This is a genomic window from Bacillus sp. PS196 (genome assembly GCF_037963555.1).
Classification (GTDB): domain Bacteria; phylum Bacillota; class Bacilli; order Bacillales; family Bacillaceae; genus Bacillus; species Bacillus subtilis.
In genome coordinates this window covers 3,288,061-3,309,636 of the sequence record NZ_CP150159.1, presented here as the reverse complement: position 1 = coordinate 3,309,636, position 21,576 = coordinate 3,288,061, and the positions used below count along the sequence as shown (strand labels likewise).

Below are 21,576 nucleotides of genomic sequence, written 5' to 3'. Positions count from 1 at the left end.
TCTGATGGATGGTGAAATTGATTGAAAGTGATAGCATCTGGAAGAGAAATTTCAATTATCTGTTTTTCTCAAGAATAGTCAAGATATCCGGCGATATGTTCGCATTTAATTCAATATTATGGTTTTTAATTTATGACGGCAAAGGTGCGATCGGCACTGCTTTATTGATTGCTGTCACGTTTTTGCCGGAAGCCGTTCTGGCGCCTGTGACGGGGCCTTTTATGAAACAGACCACGCTGAAATTTTGGATGTACTTTTCAGATCTGACAAGGGCGGCGATTGTTTTGATTATCCCTCTATGTCATTTTGCGGGCTTCTCTCCGCTGTGGTTTGTCATGACGCTTATGATTGTGCATTCAGCTACTGGAGCTGCCTACAATCCCGCCTCTATCGCTTTGATTCCTCAAATCGTCAATGAACAGGGCATTCAAAAAGCAAATGCTGTGCTGCAGTCCTCCGCTCAAATTGTTAGGCTCGGGGCTGTCACATTATGCGGCGCTTTTCTTACATTTATCAGTCCTTCTTATACCATGCTTATCGCACTTGTGCTCTATTTGGTGTCAGGTTTTCTCGTTCTTTTTATTAAGTACACTGCGGTTGAATCTCAATCAGAGTCTGCGGTTGTTACACAGAGAGGCACATATATCGGAAGACTGAAACGCGGCTTTAGGCTCGTCAGAAAACACCAGATTTTATACCCGCTCGCCATTTACTGTATCTTTATGAATTTCGCGGCTGCCCCATGGGAAGCGCTCTCTGCCGTATACGTTGCGGAAGATTTAAACGGCCAGCCGATCGTATACTCGCTTTTAAAGGCCACCACCGCCGCGGGCGCGTTTTTATTAGGGTTTGTGCTGGCGAAAGTCAAGGTAAACAGGTACGGCTTGTTATTCGTCACTGCCGGTATTATTGAAGGATTTGCTTTCTTTATTACCGGGATGAATACCTTTTTGCCGCTCGTCTTTTTCGCTGCTTTTACCTTTGGCGCCGCAGTCAGTGCTGTTAATGTTCCTGAGTACACGATTATCCAGACGTCTGTGGATAGTGAGGATCAGCCGCAGGTTTACGCCGTTATACATATGATCTCCAATATTTCGATCCCTGCCGGAGCTGTCATTTGCGGGTATGCCGCTAATGCTTTCGGCTCAGGAACAGTGATTGCTGCCGGCGGGATTGTCGAAATTATTGCGGGTATCGGAATCTTGCTGTTTACAAAACTGGCCAAAGCAGAAAGGTCCGACCTGATTAAAGAAAGGGAAGCAAGTGTTCATCTGTAAAGGGTTTTGAAACGCCATGCCTCGTGCATGGCGTTTTTTTGTGCCGATGGGTCCTGTGCGAGATACGACTCCGGTCTTATATAAAAATCAATCTCTGATTCGTTTTGCATATCTTCCAACTTGTATAAGATGAAGACAAGGAAAACGAAAGGAGGATCTGCATGAAAATAAACAAGAAAACAATAGGCGGATTCTTATTAATTGTATTTGGGATCTCCGTCTTTTTTGGAGGAGGAAGCTTCGGCTTTATCATCCCGCTCGCCATCGGGGGCTTAATGACATACGCAGGAGTCAAAAGGTTTGCCGCGGGAAAAACCATCACGGGAATCATTGTGGGTGGTATCGGAGCCATTATGCTCATCTGCTCACTTCCGTTTGTCGTCGGAATCGCATTGGCAGCCGCTATGGTTTATTACGGCTGGAAGCTGATGAAAAACGGATCAGCTGATAACGGTGTATCATCTTTTGATCCTGAACCGGCTTCTGTTGCCTACCAATCTCACTTTGATGACGAATGGGAAGAATTTTTGAAGAAAAAATAATATCAATATATTAGGAGGAATCAGGTATGGTATTAAAAAGAATCAGAGACATGTTTGTTGCGTCAGTTCATGAAGGACTTGATAAAATGGAGAATCCAAAGGTGATGCTGAATCAATATGTACGCGATATGGAAAGCGACATCGCAAAAGCAAAGCAAACAATTGTGAAACAGCACACGATTGCCTATCAATTTAAGAAAAAATATGAAGAAGCCGCTGAAGTGGCTGGCAAACGGAAAAATCAGGCACAGCTCGCATTTGACGCAGGTGAAGAAGAACTGGCGAAAAAGGCGCTGACTGAAATGAAGTATTTAGAAGGAAAGGCGGCTGAGCATAAAGCTTCCTATGAACAGGCAAACAGTCAGCTGGCCGATCTGAAAGAGCAGCTGGCTGCACTTGAAACAAAGCTTCAGGACGTAAAGGATAAAAAACAGGCGCTGATTGCGCGGGCAAATGCGGCGAAAGCTAAAGAGCATATGAATACGACATTTGACAAAATTGACAGTGAAAGCGCGTATCGTGAATTTTTGCGTATTGAAAATCGTATTGAAGAAATGGAAATCCGCGCGAATTATTCAAAGTCAGCGGAAGCCGGCGCAGAACTTACACGTAAAGAATTTGCAGACGATGTGGAAGCAGAGATTGAAAAAATGCGGACACTTTCACTGCAAAAATCAGACCAGACACAAGCGGCAAATGAATAAGCGGAACGGGGAAGGATTTGCGGTCAAGTCCTTCCCTTCCGCACGTATCAATTCGCAAGCTTTTCCTTTATAATAGAATGAATGAGAAGGATGAAACCGAATGAAAAAAATGCTTGGCAAACTGTTGATCACTGCCGGTATTCTGGTTTTTTTCGCTGTTGTCGTAAAAGATGTGTTTGCTGCAGGCCTGGGTTTCATAAATGGCACAGAAGCCGATTCAGCCAGCGCATCGCCGCGGGACATTGACAGCATGGTCATTGAGTCGGATAGCAAGGATGTCCGGATTATAGCGGAAGAACGAAGTGACATATCGGCAGGCATTTCAGGAGACTCAGGAAAGTTATTTGTTACTGAAAACAAAAGAAAACTGGAGCTGACCGTAAAGGAAAAAGAATTTCAATTTTTGAATGGGTTTAACCGTTCAACTCTTATCGTCAGGCTTCCGTATGATTATAAAGGTGATCTGGCAGTACGAACCTCAAGCGGTGACGTGTCTGTGGCCGGGAATGACCATCTTGCGCTTTCCGGGCTGAACGCAGTATCTGCGAGCGGAAATACGAGCGTGACGGACGTCCGCATTCAAGACCTGAAAGTGAAGGCATCATCGGGGGATGTTTCCATTTCAAATACCGTCTCCAAAACAGCCGGCATTGATTTAGCTTCAGGGGACGCAAATCTGGTTCATGTATCAGGCTCTCTTGATGTGAAAATGACTTCAGGAGATTTTAATGCTGTATTGAAAAAGGTAACCGGTCCCGTATCTGTCACGCTGACAAGCGGTGATGCTAATTTAAGCCTTCCCCAAAACGGCAGCTTTGCAGTCAATGCTTTATCAGCAAGCGGTGACGTCAGTTCGCCGTATTCATTTGCTGACAAAGCACATAAAGAACAGCATCACATCACAGGCACGCAAGGAAGCGGCCGGCATCCAATCGACATCAAAACGGACAGCGGGGATCTAACGATACGGTAGCACCAGGCAGAAGAAAGGAGGCGGACACCAGGAATGACAAAAAAACAGCTTCTCGGATTGATCATTGCTTTATTCGGCATCAGTATGTTTTTGCAAATTATCGGAATAGGCGATCTGCTGTTTTGGCCGCTCTTTTTTCTGATTGCCGGCTATTTCCTTAAAAAATATTCCCGTGATTGGCTTGGCTCCGTCATGTATATCTTTGCCGCGTTTCTATTTTTGAAAAACCTCTTCAGCATCACCTTTAATTTATTCGGCTATGCGTTTGCCGCATTTCTGATTTACGCCGGCTACAGGCTTGTCAAAGGGAAGCCGATATTCGAACCGAATGAGAAACAGGTCAACCTCAATAAAAAAGAACATCATGATCCGCCAAAAGATGTAAAACATCCCGACATGCGCAGCTTTTTTATCGGTGAGCTGCAAATGATGAAGCAGCCGTTTGACCTGAATGATTTAAATGTCTCTGGTTTTATCGGTGATATCAAAATCGATTTATCTAAAGCGATGATTCCCGAGGGAGAAAGTACAATCGTCATTAGCGGAGTCATTGGTAACGTTGATATTTATGTACCATCGGACCTTGAAGTGGCTGTCAGCTCAGCTGTTTTTATAGGTGACATCAATCTGATCGGCTCGAAGAAAAGCGGATTAAGCACGAAGGTATATGCCGCGTCAACCGATTTCAGCGAGTCAAAGCGCCGAGTCAAAGTGTCCGTTTCCTTATTTATCGGTGATGTGGATGTGAAGTACGTATGAGAAAAAAAATGCTTGCCAGCCTCCAATGGCGCGCCATCCGCATGACAACGGGAATCAGCCTGCTCCTTTTTGCCTGCCTGATTTCCTTTATGATGTTTTACTATCGGCTCGATCCGCTTGTTTTGCTGTCATCTAGCTGGTTCGGAATTCCGTTTATCCTGATTTTGCTTCTGATCAGCGTGACCGTCGGTTTCGCCTCAGGGTATATGTACGGCAACCGGTTGAAGACAAGGATTGATACATTAATTGAATCCATTTTAACCTTTGAAAACGGCAATTTCGCTTATCGGATACCGCCGCTCGGTGATGATGAAATCGGCCTGGCTGCTGATCAGCTGAACGAAATGGCGAAGCGCGTGGAACTTCAAGTCGCATCCCTCCAGAAACTTTCCAATGAACGTGCGGAATGGCAGGCTCAAATGAAGAAGTCGGTTATCTCAGAAGAACGCCAGCGATTGGCCAGAGATCTTCATGATGCGGTCAGCCAGCAGCTCTTTGCCATATCGATGATGACATCAGCCGTGCTGGAACATGTCAAGGATGCTGATGACAAAACAGTCAAGCGGATCAGGATGGTAGAGCATATGGCAGGCGAAGCCCAAAATGAGATGAGGGCGCTGCTGCTCCATTTACGGCCTGTTACCCTTGAAGGAAAAGGGCTGAAGGAGGGCCTTACGGAGCTTTTGGACGAGTTCCGAAAAAAGCAGCCGATTGATATTGAGTGGGATATACAGGACACAGCGATATCCAAGGGTGTTGAAGACCACTTGTTCAGAATCGTGCAGGAGGCCCTTTCAAACGTATTTAGACATTCAAAAGCGTCAAAAGTAACCGTGATTCTGGGCATAAAGAACAGCCAGCTCCGTCTGAAGGTGATTGATAATGGAAAAGGCTTCAAAATGGACCAGGTGAAAGCATCCTCATACGGATTGAATTCTATGAAAGAACGTGCAAGTGAAATCGGCGGGGTCGCCGAAGTGATTTCAGTAGAAGGAAAAGGCACCCAAATCGAAGTGAAGGTCCCGATTTTCCCGGAAGAAAAAGGAGAGAACGAACGTGATTCGAGTATTATTGATTGATGATCATGAAATGGTCAGAATGGGGCTCGCGGCTTTTTTGGAGGCGCAGCCCGATATTGAAGTCATCGGCGAAGCATCGGACGGCAGCGAAGGTGTTCGGCTTGCTGTGGAACTGTCGCCTGATGTCATTTTAATGGATCTTGTCATGGAGGGCATGGATGGCATTGAAGCTACAAAGCAAATTTGCCGGGAGCTTTCCGATCCGAAAATTATTGTGCTCACTAGCTTCATTGATGATGACAAAGTGTACCCGGTTATTGAAGCTGGCGCGCTCAGCTATCTGTTGAAAACCTCAAAAGCGGCAGAAATCGCCGATGCCATCCGCGCCGCAAGCAAAGGAGAGCCGAAGCTGGAGTCAAAAGTGGCGGGAAAAGTATTATCCAGGCTGCGCCACTCAGGTGAAAACGCGCTCCCGCATGAATCACTTACGAAACGGGAGCTCGAAATACTCTGCCTGATCGCAGAAGGAAAGACAAACAAAGAAATAGGCGAGGAACTGTTTATTACGATTAAAACAGTCAAAACACATATTACCAATATTTTATCAAAGCTGGATGTCAGTGACCGGACGCAGGCGGCGGTGTACGCACACCGAAATCATCTCGTAAATTAGGCGGTTGCTATTTGTTTGCGCCTTTCGTTCCGAAGTCTCTGACAATCACATTGACCCGGTAGTCTATTTCCGCATTGCTGAAATAATCATCATCCCATTTTCTTGAAATCTTTTTCCACTTTTGAGGATAATGAATTCTGACCTCGTTTCCCAGCCCGGTGACGTCCGCTTTGATCTCTTTCTGGAGTTTCCCTGTAATAAATGCTGTTACTGTATCGTGTACCCGTTTTTCAACTGTCTTTTCAATATTTTTGATATATGAATCCTTAAACGAATCTTCATTGGGATTCCAGTCTTCTGATAGACGCCCTTCAATATTGCGGGTGACAGTGAATTTGAACTTTCCGTCCTTATAGGCCGTCTTGATCTTCCGATTGCTCGAATATACTTCATAAGAAAAGAGATGGCCATCGCGCTTCAAGTCAATGACGCCTCCCTCGACAGTGCCTGAAAATAAGTTGATATTTTGAACCTCAATCGGGGTGAGATCCCGGTGCCATAATTTATTTTTTATAATAGTGGCTCCGTTTATTGCGAGCTTACCGTTTTCCTCACCGACATGAGGGATGAGGAATGAATCGTCAGAGGTTAAGTGTTCTGAAATCTCCCCCAATGTAACAGGCTCCATCATTCTGATCGTAACCTTATTATTCTCTGTCAGATCATAAATCACATTGGATGCGGGCTCGCCTTCATCATTCTTTTTAAATATATCCTTAGTTCGGCCGTCGGTGATAAAGACGTACGAACTCCTCCTTGTTCCGTTGTCTCTGACAAACTGGTTAATGATCGCATCCATTCCAATCTCATCCGCAATCACGCTCTTGGAAAGCAGAATGAGACGCAAATGCTGTGAAAACGTAGGGTTATGCTTTAATGCAGATGTTCTCATCATTTGATGGACAGTTTCACCCTTTGTGATAGAAAGCTGTGTCGGGTCAGAAGAAGTGCCCTCCTTGGAGCTGATTTTTTTCGGCACGAGAATTTGCTGTGTCAGCTCTAAATTGTCATCGTCAGGCTTGTCTAGCCCTACTCCGATCACTAAGCTTAATTCCTCGATATTCTCACTGTCCCAGCATCCGGACAGCAATAGAGTGCATATAAACATACATAAAATCCGAATTTTCATTTTGCTGTAATCCTCCTCTTGAGAGCTACAATGAAAAAGAGAATGAAGGGAAGCAGAAACAGGGAGACAAAAATATAGCCAAGATAATCGCTATACATCATGACTTGATTGGCGTCATCCGGCCAGAGAGAAAAATAAAAGACCGTTATGCCGATAATCACCATGCTTGTTTTAGTCGATAATCCGAATGTCTTCTTTAGCCCGTTAGCGGCAAAGTATCCGTAAATGACAAATGTGGTGAAAAACTGGATGATCCAGACCACCAGTAAAAACGATTCAAACCGTTCAATGAATATGCCTTTAAGCTCAAAGGACTGAAAGAGAGAAATAGTCGGCCAAATCAGCGTTTTCACCTCGGGAGCGGTCAAAGCTCCGACAACGATAATATACGTCAGGATATATAAGATAATCGGAATCAAAAATCCTAGAGACGCATATCTGAACGTGTATTTCTTTTTCTTCATATGTTCAGGGAGAAACAGCATCACTTCCATTCCTAAAAAAGAGATGGAAACGACAGTAAGGGAGTTTGCAATGGGGCCAAGGCCTTGGCCTAAAACAGGACGCAAATTATTGATATCAAAAATTTTAAAACTGATTCCGAATACAACCAGCAAAATAATAATGGTTACCGTTAAATAAAAGGGAAACAGCCGCGACACATCACTTAAACCTCCAATTATTAAATAAATACCGCAGCAAATAAACGTTAAAATAATGACTTGAATTGGGGTTCTCTCCAGCAGGAAAAACTTCACCATTTCAGCCATTGCCCGGGTCTCGAAGCTGGCTACGCCGAGGAAATAGCCGCAGATCAAAAGGCCAATGATGCTGCCGATCCATTTCCCAAGCCCTTCCTGCAAATACTCAAAGAGTGAAGGGTATTGATGTTTTTTCTGAATGAGCGTGTTTAAATAAATGAAGAAAATAAAAATGAAACCTTCTAATATCAGCGTGATCCAGCCGTCAGGCGTATTAGCCTTAGTGGTCAGCGCTCGCGGCAATGTTAAAAGTCCGGCCCCAAGCATTGTATTTGCAACAATAGAAATACCTTGAAAGGTATTAAGTTTCAGTGGAGTCTGTTTTTGGCTCATTTGGATTATTCGCCTCTTTTGGTTTGTTTTTAATTGGGAGACGGATAATGGAGTCACTCGTATTTTTCAGGCTGAAGAATCCATTCGGCGAAAAATACGGAGACCCAAAGCTCGTTTGTCTCGTTAAGTGCGTATAAACGACAAGCATAAATAAAATAATGCCGTACAGCCCTAAAATAGCGGCGGAAAACATCGAAATAAAACGCAGCACCCGGAAAGATAGACCCATTCCGTATTGAGGAACGGTAAAGGATGCCAGGGCAATGACACTGACGACAATGACCATAATCGAACTGACGAGATTCGCTTCTACAGCCGCCTGTCCGATGACTACGCCCCCGACGAGACCGATCGTCTGTCCGAGCGGATTGGGGAGACGCAGCCCGGCTTCCCTCAGCAGCTCGATGGTTACTTCCATCAGCAGGGCTTCAAATATCGGAGGGAACGGCACGTTTTCCCTGTTCGCCGAAATCGTGACGGCGAGTGCGGTCGGCAGCAGCCCCTGATGGAAGGAAACGAGTGCAATATAAATCGATGACAAAAACAAGGTGATGAAGATAGACGCAAAGCGCAGCGACCGGATAAGAGATGCTGAAATCCAGCGTTCATAGTAGTCATCCGGGGATTGCATCAGGATGCCGAGAGAAACCGGCACCAGCAGCACAAATGGTGAACTGTCGACCAAAATTGCCACACGGCCGTTAAACAGGGCTGAAGATACTTTGTCAGGTCTTTCCGTATTTTGAATCTGCGGAAATGGTGAATATTTATTATCTTCAATGAGCTCCTCGAGCGTTCCGCTGTCCTGGATATCTTCCAGCTGGATATTTTTAAGCCGCGCCTTCACTTCTTTTATGACGGACTTTTTTGCTTTGCCTTCAATGTACATAATGGCTGCAGGCTTCAGCTTGTTTTCGCCGATCATGATTTTTTTGGTGATCAATTTCGGATGAGAGGTTCTTTGTCTGATCAGAGCGAGATTTGTATCAATATCCTCTACAAACGCTACTTTTGGGCCCCGAACCACTTTTTCAGTTGTCGGCTCTGTCAGGCTTCTTGTTTTTTTCTTTCCTGTGGTCAGAATATAGGCTTTATCCAATCCGTTGATAAACACAGCACAATTGCCGTTGAGAATCGATTCAATCGTTTTTTTTGCAGTTTCAACAGGTCTTGCGTCAAGCTGGTCAAGGCGTTTTTTGACCTGGTCAAGCGTTAAGGTCTCCTCATCTTTAATCAAAGTTTTAATGGCTTCTGACACCTTATTCTCATCAGTCATTTCACTGAAATAGAGATAGTAAAAAACCAGTCCGTTCGCAAGCATTTTTTTGTTTTTCACCAGATCATCGTTTTCTTTTAATTTTGGCAGCACCAATGCTAAATTATCGTGTATATATTCCTTAAACTCTGTTTGTTCCAATGAGGTCACCTCTTATCCAAAACCTTAGTAGAGGTTATCTTTTCCTGTTAAAAAAATGATATACTGTGTTAGAGTATTTCATGGAGTAAGTTTTTTTATGAAAGCGGAGGAGACGAAGTGGCACAGGTAAGGCTAGCTGGAAAACAAGAAGAAATTGAACAGCTCATTAGATCATTTGAACAGCATTATGATGTCTCTTATACATCAAAGGAGTACGGCAGGACAAATCCAAAATACAAATATTCAAAGGATTCCCGCGTATATCTTGAATTAAAATTAAAATCTGCCAAGATCGAAAAATAAAAAGGATTTTTTGTGTCATTGGCGAATTATGATCTATTGAAGCAACCGTTATGGAGGGATACATAAATGGAATACAGAATTGAACGAGACACCATGGGAGAAGTAAAAGTTCCTGCTGATAAATTTTGGGGCGCCCAAACACAGCGAAGCAAGGAGAACTTTAAGATCGGTTCTGAAAAAATGCCGATGCGTGTTGTGAAGGCGTTTGCAATATTAAAACGAAGCACAGCTCTAGCTAATAAACGCCTCGGCAATCTGGATGCTGAAAAAGCAGAAGCCATTGCAGCGGTTTGTGATGATGTGCTCAAAGGCAAGTACGATGACAACTTCCCGCTTGTCGTATGGCAGACCGGAAGCGGCACTCAAAGCAATATGAACATGAACGAAGTGGTAGCCAACCGTGCGACTGCTTTATTAAAAGAGAAGAACTCTGATCAAACGATTCATCCAAATGATGACGTGAACCGCAGCCAAAGCTCAAACGACACATTCCCGACTGCGATGCATGTTGCCGCTGTTTTGGCTATTTACGAGCAGCTTGTGCCGGCGCTTGATCAGCTTCGCAATACACTGGATGAAAAAGCAAAAGCATACAATGATATTGTCAAAATCGGACGCACGCATCTTCAGGATGCTACGCCACTGACCCTCGGACAGGAAATCAGCGGATGGGTTCACATGCTGGACCGTTCGAAGGAAATGATTTTGGAAGCGACAGATAAAATGCGTGCGCTTGCAATTGGTGGAACGGCTGTCGGAACGGGTATCAACGCTCACCCAGAGTTTGGAGAGCTTGTCTCAGAAGAGATCACTAAGCTGACCGGCCAAACGTTCAGCAGCTCGCCGAATAAATTCCACGCGCTGACAAGCCATGACGAAATTACTTATGCGCATGGCGCATTAAAAGCGCTTGCTGCTGACTTAATGAAAATCGCGAACGATGTCAGATGGCTCGCAAGCGGACCCCGCTGCGGCATCGGGGAGATCGTCATTCCTGAAAATGAGCCGGGAAGCTCCATTATGCCTGGTAAAGTCAACCCGACACAAAGCGAAGCGTTAACAATGATCGCAGCGCAAATCATGGGGAACGATGCGACAATCGGCTTTGCGGCGAGTCAGGGGAACTTTGAACTGAACGTGTTTAAGCCTGTTATTATTTACAACTTCCTGCAATCTGTGCAGCTGCTCAGTGACGGCATGAATTCATTCCATGATAAATGTGCTGTCGGTATTGAGCCTAATAAAGAAACCATTCAGGAAAACCTGTCAAATTCATTAATGCTTGTTACGGCGCTGAACCCGCATATCGGTTATGAAAACGCGGCGAAAATCGCCAAGCTTGCCCATAAAGAGGGATTGACGCTCAAAGAAGCAGCTTTGAAGCTTGAATTGCTGACAGAGGAGCAATTTAACGAAATGGTTAAGCCGGAAGACATGGTAAAACCAAAGGCGTAATAGAAAGAAAGAACGGCTGCTTTTTAAGCAGCCGTTCTTCTAAATATGTTGCTGTTTTAATAAATATTTAAGCTGTTCCGCATCTTTGGCGAGAGCTTCAGACTCCGTCAGATTATGAATCATTCCTTTTATGATCGCCAGCTTCGGTGTTTTTTTCTTCATTTCTGCTTCAAGTATGTCCAGGCTCTCCGATAATTCAAGAGAGGAGTTTGTGTTTAAGCTGTTAATTTTGTCACGTAGGCTTTTCACAATCGATTCAGTCAGCGGGTCAGGCCGTCCGTGCGTAAGAGGCCCGAATAAAGAGCTCGCCTCTTCCAATGTGATGAAAGGCTTATCGTTTCGTTCAGACATGCCTTTTACCATATCATCAATTCGATTCATAATGATATCAGCTAATTGAGACGGCTTCACAGTGTACCCGAGCAAAATCATGCATTCCAGGTAAATCTGGCTGATGCCCTCTATTAAAAAACAAAGCTCAGCAGTGTAGGGTTCCGCTTTTTTTCCATAGATGTTCAGCAGGCTGTCGATATGAAATTGAAGTGAGGACTGGCGGATTTTTTTTGCGCATTGCTCCACTTCTTCTGTGTAAGGCAGAGAACCCTCCTTCAACTGCATGCTGATAAAATCTTTGTGTTCAAGAATGTTTTCATAGAGGACGGTCAGCTGTTTACGGTAAGCCGTTCTGGGGCTGTCGCCCTTCGTTTTAATATTTAAAATTCGGGTAAACGTTTTATCATAATAGTAGTTCAGCATAGAGAGAAGAAGCGCTTCTTTCGAAGGAAAATAAATATAAAAAGCGCCTTTAGATATTTTGCATTCTTTTGCGATTTCCTGGACTGATGTTGAATTGTATCCTTTTTGGGCAAATAGTTTTAAGGCTGTTTCAATAATCAGTTTTTCTTTTTCCTTCAATGGTTCCACCCTTTCGGAGCCCGGAGGCCTGCTAGGATATGACCATATAGTCACACCGTCTGTTATAAAATTAACCTTATTGTAACTTGTTTTTTTATCATGTATTATTTATATTATAAATTGAGATGACCGAATGGTCAAAGCTCAAGCGAAAGGGTGAATCTAGAATGAGAGAATTGGACGAAATGATCAGCCGCTTGCGAAACAGAGGAATCAAAGTGGAGAAAGTCAAATATCCGAAGCAGACCTTGTCAGAGAAAAAATGGGTTCATCAATGCAAACAGCCGCTCAAAACAAATTACAGAGATTTTAACGGCTATTCTTTCACATAAAAAAATAGACTGCAAAACATCTACAGTCTATTTTGGCACTGCTATGCGGTATGTTACACCCGTTTTGTCATTTTCAATTGAGATAGATGCCTTATGAAGAGTTAAAATTCGTTTTACGATGCTTAGACCAATGCCGAATTCGCCTTTCTTCCCTTTATTAAAAGGCTCATAGAGGCTGGAGAGCATCTCATCTTCAATATGCGGACCGTCATTTTTAATGGTGATCACGATATTTCGATCATCTTGTTTCATGCTGATTTCTATTTTTGTCTCAGCATAGCGGATTTGATTTTCCAGAATGTTTTCGAGGAGTTTGTTCCATTGCTCCGGATCGCCCGGCATCAAAATATCCTCTTCTACATCAATTTCCCACGATAGTTCTTTCCGCGCCCACTTCAATCGTTCGATGACTTCTTCTGTCACTTCCACAATACTGAACATGTCGTGCTGCACTTTTTGCTTCGCTAAATAATCCAGCTTCGTTAAATATAATAAATCCTTTATTTTTTTCTCCAGCTTAAGAGCTTCGCATTCAATAACATCTACAGTGTTTTCAAGGTCTCCTTTAGGAAAAATCCCGTCTTTAATTGATTGTGTATAGCCTCTGATGACCATGACCGGCGTTTTTAAATCATGAGAGATATTTTGCAATAGAGTTCTTTCTGTTTCATCCTTTTGCACAAGCTTTTGGCGCATCTCTTCGATGGTATGGCCCAATTTGCCGATTTCATCTTTCCGGTCCACTTTTACTGGGTCATCCCAATCCTGTTCAGAAATCCGTTTGACGTGTTTTTCAAATGATACAAGAGGCCTTGATAAATACTTTGCAAGCCAAATAGCCGGAATCCAGCTTAATAAAATGACGACAGCTATAATAAACAGAAGCTGTTTGAACAAGGTATAGGCCAAATCGTCCCGATAAGAATCAAGCGCGTAAGAGAGCATCATCGCTGATTGTCCATTGACGGAAAGTCCCTTTTTAATGACAAAAAACACTTTCTCTCCATTGACGTCGGCGCTGTAACGTTTCTTTTTAGCTTCCTGCTTATCAGCCAGCTTGTACACCTTGTGGATAAATGAAGATGACAGAATGCTTAAATCCTTGTCTGAAGAAGCCTCTTCATTTTCAGGAAGGAGCACGTGCTGTACGGAGCGGACAGTTGTCGGCGCCGTCGCTTCCTCGCTGTAATAGCGCCTTTCAATCGAACCTGGCAGGCGGTACTCTGTCAGAACATGCTGCTCATTTTCAATCGTCGTATACGTTTCATTAGTGAAAAAATCTCGCAGCGTGTTTGAAAATAACACAAGCAGTAAAATCGATATCGCTAACAGGATGCCGGATATGACAACCCATATCTGAAACGCGAGCGGCTTGTTTTTCATGATGACATCATCCTGTAGCCGAAACCGTAAATCGTCTCCACCTTCAATTCAGGCATCTTTCTGCGCAGTCTCCGGACGAGATCATCAACTACCCGGTCTGTTCCGAAGTAGTCATGTCCCCACACTTTTAGGAGGATATCCTCACGAGAGTATGGATGCCCTTTATGATGGATAAATAATAGCAGCAGATCAAATTCCTTTGACGTCAAATTGATGATATTCCCGTTTTCGTCATAGACCTCGCGGGCGTCTTCAGCGACCCGATACGAGGAGACGGCAATTTCATTTTTTTGGACAGGAGGAGCTTCCTTATATACGAGCTGCAGCAGCTTTTGCACACGGATAATCAGCTCCCGCGGCAGAAACGGCTTTGAAATGTAGTCATTGCTGCCAAGCTCTAAGCCAAGCACTCTGTCAATATCCGCATCTCGGGCGGAAATAAAAATGACCGGCACGTCAGGATCTTTCGCCTTGATTTCTTTTATTAATGTATAGCCGTCGGTATCCGGCAGCATGATATCGAGAATCCATAGGTGGGGAGACGGTGTCATTTTCTTTCTGGCGTCTTCACCTTTCGTAAAAGATGTAATGTTCCAGCCCTCATTCTCTAAATACTTCGTCAGCAGTTCATTCAGGTTATCCTCATCTTCAACTAGATAAATGGTGTATGACAAGGCTCTTCACATCCTTTCAACGTCATTATAAACTAGTTTTAACATACGGCAGGCAATTTTCATAATTTCACATATTCTTTTCATTTTTATCCCACAATGTTTGTTTATGATATGGTTAAGGGAAGAAAGGAAGAGAAAAAGAGCGAGGAAGATGTAGGATGATCAAACATATTCTATTTTGGTGCTTTGCTTTTCTCCTCATTATTGGGACAATTGAACTTGTACATGCGATGAATATGTAACGATAAATGAATAACCGTTAAAGGAGTGTCAGAACATGGATTATCGACGTGATGGCCAAAACGATCAACATCAAACTGAACCTTCACATACAGAACAGCAGAATACAGAAAACCAGAAGCTGATTGGACATTCTGAACAAGAATTGCTTGACGCGCCTGTGTCGTATGAAGCGGGACGGCAGGAAACGGCTTCTGCTTTAGAAATGGAAAAGCAACAAACGGCTGTGAAAAAAGAAAAGAAACGGAGAGCCGCATGGCTGAGCCCGATTTTAGGCGGTATTATCGGCGGGGGCCTCATGCTTGGCATCGCGCCTTATCTGCCGTCAGACCAAAATCAGGCGACCGAGACCGCTTCCGCAAATAAACAGGTGCAGTCTGATAATTTTACAACGGCGCCGATAACGAACGCATCAAACATCGCTGATATGGTAGAGGATTTAGAGCCTACGATTGTCGGAATCTCAAATATCCAAACCTCTCAAAATAACACATTCGGCACAGGAGGAGGCTCCAGCTCAGAAAGTGAAAGCGGAACCGGGTCAGGTGTTATTTTCAAAAAAGACAGCAATAAAGCGTATATCATTACAAACAACCATGTCGTTGAAGGCGCGAACAAGCTGACTGTTACGCTATACAACGGAGAAACGGAAACTGCCAAGCTTGTCGGCAGCGATACCATTACTGATTTGGCAGTTTTGGAAATCAGCAGCAAGAACGTCAAAAAAGTGGCGAGCTTTGGTGATTCTTCACAGCTGCGCACTGGCGAAAAGGTAATCGCTATCGGTAACCCGCTCGGACAGCAGTTTTCCGGTACGGTGACACAAGGCATCATTAGCGGATTGAACCGGACAATTGATGTGGATACAACACAAGGGACGGTGGAAATGAACGTGCTGCAAACTGATGCAGCGATCAATCCGGGGAACAGCGGAGGCCCATTAATCAATGCAAGCGGCCAGGTCATCGGCATCAACAGTTTGAAGGTGAGCGAAAGCGGCGTGGAATCACTTGGATTTGCGATCCCAAGCAATGATGTCGAGCCGATTGTTGACCAGCTGCTGCAAAACGGGAAGGTGGACCGTCCGTTTTTAGGCGTGCAGATGATTGACATGTCACAAGTTCCTGAAACCTATCAGGAAAATACGCTCGGTCTGTTTGGAGATCAATTGGGCAAAGGTGTTTATGTAAAAGAAGTTCAAGCAAATTCGCCGGCAGAAAAAGCAGGTATTAAATCTGAGGATGTCATTGTCAAACTAAACGGTAAAGACGTGGAAAGCAGTGCGGATATCCGTCAGATCCTTTACAAAGACTTAAAAGTCGGAGATAAAACAACAATCCAAGTGCTGCGAAAGGGAAAAACGAAAACGTTGAACGCAACACTGACCAAGCAGACAGAAAGCAGTTCAAGCTAAGAAAAAAACAAAAAGCTGAACCCAAATAGGGTTCAGCTTTTTTTATCCTAAATAAGAGGAAAGCATCCACACTTGTTTTTCAACTTCTTCAATTAATCCGACAAACAAGTCCGCTGTCGCATTGTCTTGATTTTCTTCAGCCAGGCCGATCACGAATTTAGATTCGCTGCTGATTTGTTTGTAGTCGTTTACCAATGCTTGTACCATTTCTGATGCTGATGTTTCATTTCCGCCGTCTGTGATAGATGCATGCTCAGTGTATTCTTTCACTGTGGCAACAGGCTGTCCGCCAATCGCCAGCAGGCGCTCAGCGATGGTATCCACTGTTTCAGCCGCATGGTCATAAAGTTCTTCAAATTTCTCGTGCAATGTAAAGAAATGAGGCCCTTTCACATACCAATGGAAACGGTGGAGCTTAGAGTATAAAAGAAACCAGTTTGATAATTGTGTGTTCATTGAATTCTCAACTAATGTTTGATTTGTTTTTGCGTTTTCAGTTTTCATAAGATAACGTCCTCCTTGTGATCTGTTGACTTAATTATATCATATACTAAATAAAAATAAATACTAAATTATAATAATTATAATTTAGATCAGCTGTATAGCTTTTTCTTCAGGATAGACTCCCACGCAGACCAAGGAAAAAACGATCGGAACAGCAGGGTGAGCTTGATGCCCTTTCCGATCGGGTATCGCAATTTCTTGATATGCTGTTTTGTTGCCAATTGATAAATGAGGTCGGCAACCTCTTGGGGATCTCCGCTTTCTTCTCCGTTTTTTTCAACGTAGGAAAGGATCTTTTTATAGTATTGATGATAGGCTGAATCGTCAGCAGGCACCGACATAAAATTTGATAATGACGTTGTCCAGATCGATGTCTTATATGAGCCCGGCTCGATCAAAGCGGTTTCGATACCGAACGGAAGCAGCTCGATACGCAGGCTTTCAGAAAAACCTTCCAATGCATGCTTAGAAGAAACATATGGCGACAGCGCTGGGAATCCGGTCAGTCCGCTGATGCTGCTCACGTTTATAATCTTTGCGCCGCCATGCTTTCTTATGTAATGCAGAACGGTTTTTGTCACATGGATCACACCGAAGACGTTCGTTTCAAATTGTTGTCTGAAATGTTCCATCGGCACATCCTCGACAAAACCTCCATAAGCCGTTCCGGCGTTGTTAACGAGTAAGTCGATCGGGGCGTAAGCACTAACGGCTTTTCCGAATGAGACTATAGATTGTTCATCGGTGACATCGAGAGCTGTAATGTGAATAGAATCAGACACATTGTGTGCTGCAGCCAATTCCCGCAGCTGTTCCGCTTTTTCAGGCTGTCTTGATGTGGCTATCACGAAAAATGATCGGGCAAGCTTTACAGCTGCCAGCAGACCGAAGCCGCTGGAGGCTCCCGTTACGATTGCTATTTTTTTATTCATCCTAACCCTCCTATTAAACTGCTACAGCTATTGTACTATCCTGAACAGGAGATGACGCCTGTAAAAAGAAATTTTTATAAAACAATTCAGAATTGTTCTATAATAGAACGAAAGAAGGAAAGGGGTTTTGTGAAATGGCGTTGGAAGGGGTAGGCCAAAGATGGGATCTTGATTCATTTTTTAAGGGCGGGAGCCAATCGGAAGAATTCAAAGGTTATATTGAGAAGCTGTCACAAAGTCTGCGTGCATTTCAAGACAGGACTGATGCGTTTCAGGTGCCTGAATCGCCTGAAGAGGCTGAAGGACTGACCGCGTTGCTTGATTTATTCGAACAGACATCCGTCAAGCTTCAGCAGGCCGGCGCGTTTGTTGCCTGCCTTCAGGCCCAGAATATCAATGATCAAAAGGCTATAGAGCATCAGGCACTCATGAACCGGCTTTCCGCAGATTTTCAATCGTCGCTCGTTACATTAGATCATAAACTTGTGGACATTGATCAAGAAGTGTGGAATAGGTTGTTAACAAAACCGGGATTGCGCGATGTTTCTTACATATTAAATGAAAGAAGACAGAGGGTTGCCGAAAAGCTTAGCCCCGGTAAAGAAAAACTGATCGGGAACCTTGCCGTGGACGGATATCACGCTTGGAGTGACTTCTACAATATGGTTGTCGGGAAAATGACGATCCCCTATGAGGAAAACGGTGAAAACAAGCAATTGTCTGTCGGTCAGGCGGAGAATATGATGGACCATCAAGACCGTACTGTCAGAAAAACAGTATATGAACATTTCCGCCAAGCTTGGGAGAGCAAGCAAGATATTTTCAGCAGCACGCTGAATCATTTGGCGGGATTCCGGCTTGAAACCTATAAAGCGCGCGGCTGGGAGAATGTCCTGAAGGAACCGCTGCAAATTAACAGGATGAAAAAAGAAACACTTGATACGATGTGGCAGGTCATCACTGAAAACAAGAAGCCGTTCGTTCAGTTTTTGAACCGGAAAGCATCCATGCTCGGCCTTGAAAAACTCAGCTGGTACGATGTCGAGGCACCGATCGGTTCTGACGGAAAGGCCTATTCGTATGATGAAGCCGCAAATATCATTACCAGCCAGTTTTCAACATTTGGCAAAAAGCTGTCCTCATTCACTGAAAAAGCGTTTCGGGACGGCTGGATTGAGGCGGAAGACAGGAGTGGAAAAAGAGTCGGCGGCTTTTGCACGAGCTTTCCTGACAGCGGGGAATCCCGGATTTTCATGACATTTTCGGGCAGCGCCTCAAATGTCTCTACTCTTGCGCATGAACTCGGGCACGCGTTCCATCAGGAAGCAATGCTCGACGTCAGGCTGTTAAACCGTTCCTACGCTATGAACGTTGCGGAAACGGCTTCAACGTTTGCAGAGATGATAGTCGCGGACGCGACTGTCCAGCAGGCCGAGACAAAGGAAGAAAAGCTTGTTCTTCTGGAGGATAAAGTGCAAAGAAGTGTTGCGTTCTTCATGAACATTCACGCGAGATTTCTATTCGAAACGAGATTCTACGAGGAACGAAAGCGGGGAGTGGTACCGGCCAGCCGCTTGAATGAGCTGATGGAAGAGGCGCAAAGAGAGGCTTACTGCAATGCGTTAGGAGAGTATCATCCACTTTTTTGGGCATCAAAGCTTCACTTTCACATCACGAGGGTGCCGTTTTACAATTTCCCTTATACATTCGGCTACCTGTTTTCTCTTGGCATTTACGCGTTGGCGCTTGAAGAAAAAGACACATTCGAAGAGAAGTATATGGCGCTATTGCGCGATACGGCTTCTATGACAGTGGAGGATTTGGCGATTAAGCATTTGGGCGCTGACATCACAAAGCGCGATTTCTGGGAGAATGCCATCAAGCTGGCTGTGCGTGACGCCGAAACCTTTTTACAAATGACCGAATCTTAAAGAAAAAGCCGTGGCGTTAAATGCCCCGGCTTTTTCAATTCTTCTCTGAATGAGGATTTCATTCTCTGGATATACCTAAAATAAATGGAATCCTACAGGGGGGAAACATATGCATTTGATCAGAGCAGCCGGGGCTGTATGTCTCGCAGTGGTTCTGATTGCGGGCTGCCGTTTCAATGAAGACCAGCAGCAGGCAGAAGGAGAAAATACAGCCGTCACCCAGCTGAAGTCCGTTCCCTACAGTAATTTTTCGCTTCGTGTGAGCTACGGGGATGGTGAGCATAACCGTTATGAAGGAATCTATACAAAGAACGGGACTCAGGAAAAAGCGGAAATACAGGATAAGCTCTCCGGTGTCAATCAGGAGGGAGAAGAAGCACTGGATGAGATGAAAATGATTTTGAGCGAGCTTTCCGTGACAGACCAAATGGCTGAAACAGAAGTGATACACAGTGTGCTGGCAGCATTTAATCTGGACAGTCATTATGATCACATCGATTTAAAATTGAAACTGAAGGACGGCTCCATCAGAGAAATCAAGAAGTAATCTTGTGATAAAAAACCCATAAACGTCAATTATGTCCATAAAACTAATTGAAAATGATTTTCAAAGTCAGTGTTTTCTGCTACAATGAGGGATATATGACCATATCAAATGGCTGAATATCGGAATCACTTGCATTGATGACAATTGACTTAAAAGCATGTATATAGAAAACGTGCAATACATAGTGCTGCTAAAAAGCCAGCAAAAAGGAGCGGTTATGGGTATGAGTGCAATTTCTACAGAAACGCTGAGCTTAGGATACGGGGATGCCGTTATTATTGATGAGTTGAATTTAACAATTCCCAAAGGTGAAATTACCGTATTTATTGGCAGCAATGGCTGCGGAAAATCGACACTTTTACGTTCATTAGCGCGCCTGATGAAGCCGAGAGGCGGTTCAGTGCTGCTGGAAGGAAGAGCGATTGCCAAGCTTCCGACGAAGGAAGTCGCAAAAGAGCTCGCAATCCTGCCCCAAGGTCCTTCGGCTCCAGAGGGGCTGACGGTGCATCAGCTGGTGAAGCAAGGAAGATATCCTTACCAAAACTGGCTGAAGCAGTGGTCAAAAGAGGATGAGGAAGCAGTTGAAAGAGCGCTTAAAGCAACAAAGCTTGAGGACATGGCTGACCGTGCCGTTGATTCTTTGTCAGGCGGACAGCGCCAGCGGGCTTGGATCGCGATGACGCTTGCCCAGGAAACGGATATCATCCTTCTTGACGAGCCGACGACGTATTTAGACATGACGCATCAAATTGAAATTCTTGATTTGCTGTTTGAGCTGAATGAAAAGGAAGACCGGACGATTGTTATGGTTCTCCATGACTTAAACTTGGCGTGCCGCTATGCGCATCATCTTGTGGCCATAAAAGATAAACGGATTTATGCAGAAGGCCGTCCGGAAGAGGTCATCACTTGTGATCTTGTGCAAAATGTGTTTTCTATGAACTGTCAGGTTACACAGGATCCGCTCTTCGGAACGCCTCTTTGCATTCCTCATGGCAGGGGCAGATGCATTGTCCAGGAAGCCGCTTTCACATCACATGGATAAATAACGCAGCGAAGGAGCTTTCAATTGAGAAAGCTCCTTGCTGTTTTTTCGAAAGGAAGATGGAAAATGGAACAAAAACTTCAGGAGCAGCTGGATGGATTGCTGGAGAAGTATACTGAGCTTCTGCTTGGTGAGACAAACGATGAGCTAAAAGAAGAAGTGAAGCAATGGATTTTGTACACCCATATAGCCAAAAGCATGCCTCCGCTCGCTAAGCATTGGAATGCGACATACCCTGATGCAAAGCAGGGCATTAAAGAGATCATTCAGCATATTAAGGAATTAAATGAAGCGCATCGAAACAAACAATAGCC

General features: G+C 44.2%; 23 protein-coding genes. 15 read left to right on the top strand and 8 right to left on the bottom strand.

The annotated features are described in order from the left end of the window. Positions 1-8: 8 nt before the first annotated feature. From NST79_RS17285 to liaR, 7 genes are all read left to right on the top strand, one after another. Positions 9-1,277: an MFS transporter gene (locus NST79_RS17285; RefSeq protein ID WP_038427906.1), complete on the top strand. Its 1,269-nt coding sequence runs from the start codon at positions 9-11 to the stop codon at positions 1,275-1,277. 161 nt (positions 1,278-1,438) lie between these two features. Next, complete coding sequence (liaI, locus tag NST79_RS17280; protein WP_042974723.1) at positions 1,439-1,819, top strand: cell envelope stress-induced membrane anchor protein LiaI; 381 nt, start codon at positions 1,439-1,441, stop codon at positions 1,817-1,819. A 26-nt stretch (positions 1,820-1,845) separates the two neighbouring features. Continuing rightward, positions 1,846-2,523 (top strand): PspA/IM30 family protein, encoded by a 678-nt coding sequence (locus NST79_RS17275; protein WP_015714684.1) that lies wholly within the window; start codon positions 1,846-1,848, stop codon positions 2,521-2,523. Positions 2,524-2,623: 100 nt separating this feature from the next. Continuing rightward, complete coding sequence (locus NST79_RS17270; protein WP_212060801.1) at positions 2,624-3,496, top strand: DUF4097 domain-containing protein; 873 nt, start codon at positions 2,624-2,626, stop codon at positions 3,494-3,496. A 33-nt stretch (positions 3,497-3,529) separates the two neighbouring features. Beyond that, positions 3,530-4,255, top strand: coding sequence for a LiaRS two-component regulatory system accessory protein LiaF (liaF, locus tag NST79_RS17265; protein WP_003228510.1), 726 nt, complete (start codon positions 3,530-3,532; stop codon positions 4,253-4,255). After that, a complete protein-coding gene (gene liaS, locus NST79_RS17260) occupies positions 4,252-5,334 on the top strand; it encodes a two-component system sensor histidine kinase LiaS (RefSeq protein WP_014480831.1) in 1,083 nt (360 codons plus the stop codon). Before liaF ends, liaS begins: the two co-directional genes overlap by 4 nt. Then, complete coding sequence (gene liaR / locus NST79_RS17255) at positions 5,312-5,947, top strand: two-component system response regulator LiaR (protein WP_003243201.1); 636 nt, start codon at positions 5,312-5,314, stop codon at positions 5,945-5,947. The genes liaS and liaR overlap by 23 nt, the downstream gene beginning before the upstream one ends. Positions 5,948-5,954: 7 nt before the next feature. On the opposite strand, the gene gerAC is transcribed toward liaR, so the two are convergent. From gerAC to gerAA, 3 genes are read right to left on the bottom strand one after another with little or no spacing between them, the layout of a single operon-like run. Beyond that, complete coding sequence (gene gerAC / locus NST79_RS17250; RefSeq protein ID WP_015384607.1) at positions 5,955-7,076, bottom strand: spore germination receptor protein GerAC; 1,122 nt, start codon at positions 7,074-7,076, stop codon at positions 5,955-5,957. Further along, positions 7,073-8,170, bottom strand: coding sequence for a spore germination receptor protein GerAB (gerAB, locus tag NST79_RS17245; RefSeq protein ID WP_047183155.1), 1,098 nt, complete (start codon positions 8,168-8,170; stop codon positions 7,073-7,075). Before gerAB ends, gerAC begins: the two co-directional genes overlap by 4 nt. Further along, positions 8,139-9,587: a spore germination protein gene (gerAA, locus tag NST79_RS17240; RefSeq protein WP_212060799.1), complete on the bottom strand. Its 1,449-nt coding sequence runs from the start codon at positions 9,585-9,587 to the stop codon at positions 8,139-8,141. Before gerAA ends, gerAB begins: the two co-directional genes overlap by 32 nt. 117 nt (positions 9,588-9,704) lie before the next feature. Here gerAA and NST79_RS17235 point away from each other — a divergent pair, with 117 nt between their 5' ends. Together NST79_RS17235 and fumC are read left to right on the top strand one after the other, a co-directional pair. Beyond that, a complete protein-coding gene (locus NST79_RS17235; RefSeq protein ID WP_003244599.1) occupies positions 9,705-9,890 on the top strand; it encodes a YvzF family protein in 186 nt (61 codons plus the stop codon). Positions 9,891-9,956: 66 nt separating this feature from the next. Continuing rightward, the gene (fumC, locus tag NST79_RS17230) at positions 9,957-11,345 is read left to right on the top strand and encodes a class II fumarate hydratase (RefSeq protein ID WP_167408438.1); all 1,389 of its coding nucleotides are present in this window, start codon (positions 9,957-9,959) and stop codon (positions 11,343-11,345) included. A gap of 39 nt (positions 11,346-11,384) precedes the next feature. On the opposite strand, the gene NST79_RS17225 is transcribed toward fumC, so the two are convergent. Then, a complete protein-coding gene (locus tag NST79_RS17225) occupies positions 11,385-12,260 on the bottom strand; it encodes a TetR/AcrR family transcriptional regulator (protein WP_003243192.1) in 876 nt (291 codons plus the stop codon). 167 nt (positions 12,261-12,427) lie between these two features. On the opposite strand from NST79_RS17225, the gene spxO reads away from it, so the two are divergent. After that, entirely contained in the window at positions 12,428-12,592 is a 165-nt protein-coding gene (gene spxO, locus NST79_RS17220) for an anti-adapter protein SpxO (RefSeq protein ID WP_003221681.1), read from the top strand. Between the two features lie 27 nt (positions 12,593-12,619). On the opposite strand, the gene cssS is transcribed toward spxO, so the two are convergent. Beyond that, positions 12,620-13,975: a secretion stress-responsive two-component system sensor histidine kinase CssS gene (gene cssS, locus NST79_RS17215; protein WP_003228527.1), complete on the bottom strand. Its 1,356-nt coding sequence runs from the start codon at positions 13,973-13,975 to the stop codon at positions 12,620-12,622. After that, entirely contained in the window at positions 13,972-14,649 is a 678-nt protein-coding gene (gene cssR, locus NST79_RS17210; protein ID WP_003228529.1) for a secretion stress-responsive two-component system response regulator CssR, read from the bottom strand. The genes cssS and cssR overlap by 4 nt, the downstream gene beginning before the upstream one ends. A 277-nt stretch (positions 14,650-14,926) precedes the next feature. On the opposite strand from cssR, the gene htrB reads away from it, so the two are divergent. Then, entirely contained in the window at positions 14,927-16,303 is a 1,377-nt protein-coding gene (gene htrB, locus NST79_RS17205; RefSeq protein WP_212060797.1) for a S1C family serine protease, read from the top strand. A gap of 42 nt (positions 16,304-16,345) precedes the next feature. Here htrB and mrgA read toward each other — a convergent pair whose 3' ends face one another. Both mrgA and NST79_RS17195 read right to left on the bottom strand, forming a co-directional pair. Beyond that, positions 16,346-16,807, bottom strand: a complete 462-nt coding sequence (gene mrgA / locus NST79_RS17200; protein WP_014477938.1) for a metalloregulation DNA-binding stress protein MgrA — start codon at positions 16,805-16,807, stop codon at positions 16,346-16,348. Between the two features lie 89 nt (positions 16,808-16,896). Then, positions 16,897-17,739, bottom strand: a complete 843-nt coding sequence (locus NST79_RS17195; protein ID WP_212060794.1) for an oxidoreductase — start codon at positions 17,737-17,739, stop codon at positions 16,897-16,899. A gap of 134 nt (positions 17,740-17,873) precedes the next feature. Between NST79_RS17195 and NST79_RS17190 the strand changes: the two genes are divergently transcribed. The 4 genes from NST79_RS17190 to NST79_RS17175 all read left to right on the top strand — a co-directional run bounded on the left by NST79_RS17190 (position 17,874) and on the right by NST79_RS17175 (position 21,574). After that, positions 17,874-19,670 (top strand): M3 family oligoendopeptidase, encoded by a 1,797-nt coding sequence (locus NST79_RS17190; RefSeq protein ID WP_212060792.1) that lies wholly within the window; start codon positions 17,874-17,876, stop codon positions 19,668-19,670. Between the two features lie 109 nt (positions 19,671-19,779). Next, a complete protein-coding gene (locus NST79_RS17185; protein WP_014477935.1) occupies positions 19,780-20,217 on the top strand; it encodes a YusW family protein in 438 nt (145 codons plus the stop codon). A 217-nt stretch (positions 20,218-20,434) separates the two neighbouring features. Beyond that, entirely contained in the window at positions 20,435-21,262 is an 828-nt protein-coding gene (locus tag NST79_RS17180) for an ABC transporter ATP-binding protein (protein ID WP_010886609.1), read from the top strand. Between the two features lie 24 nt (positions 21,263-21,286). After that, a complete protein-coding gene (locus NST79_RS17175) occupies positions 21,287-21,574 on the top strand; it encodes a YusU family protein (RefSeq protein WP_003228549.1) in 288 nt (95 codons plus the stop codon). Positions 21,575-21,576 lie beyond the last annotated feature (2 nt).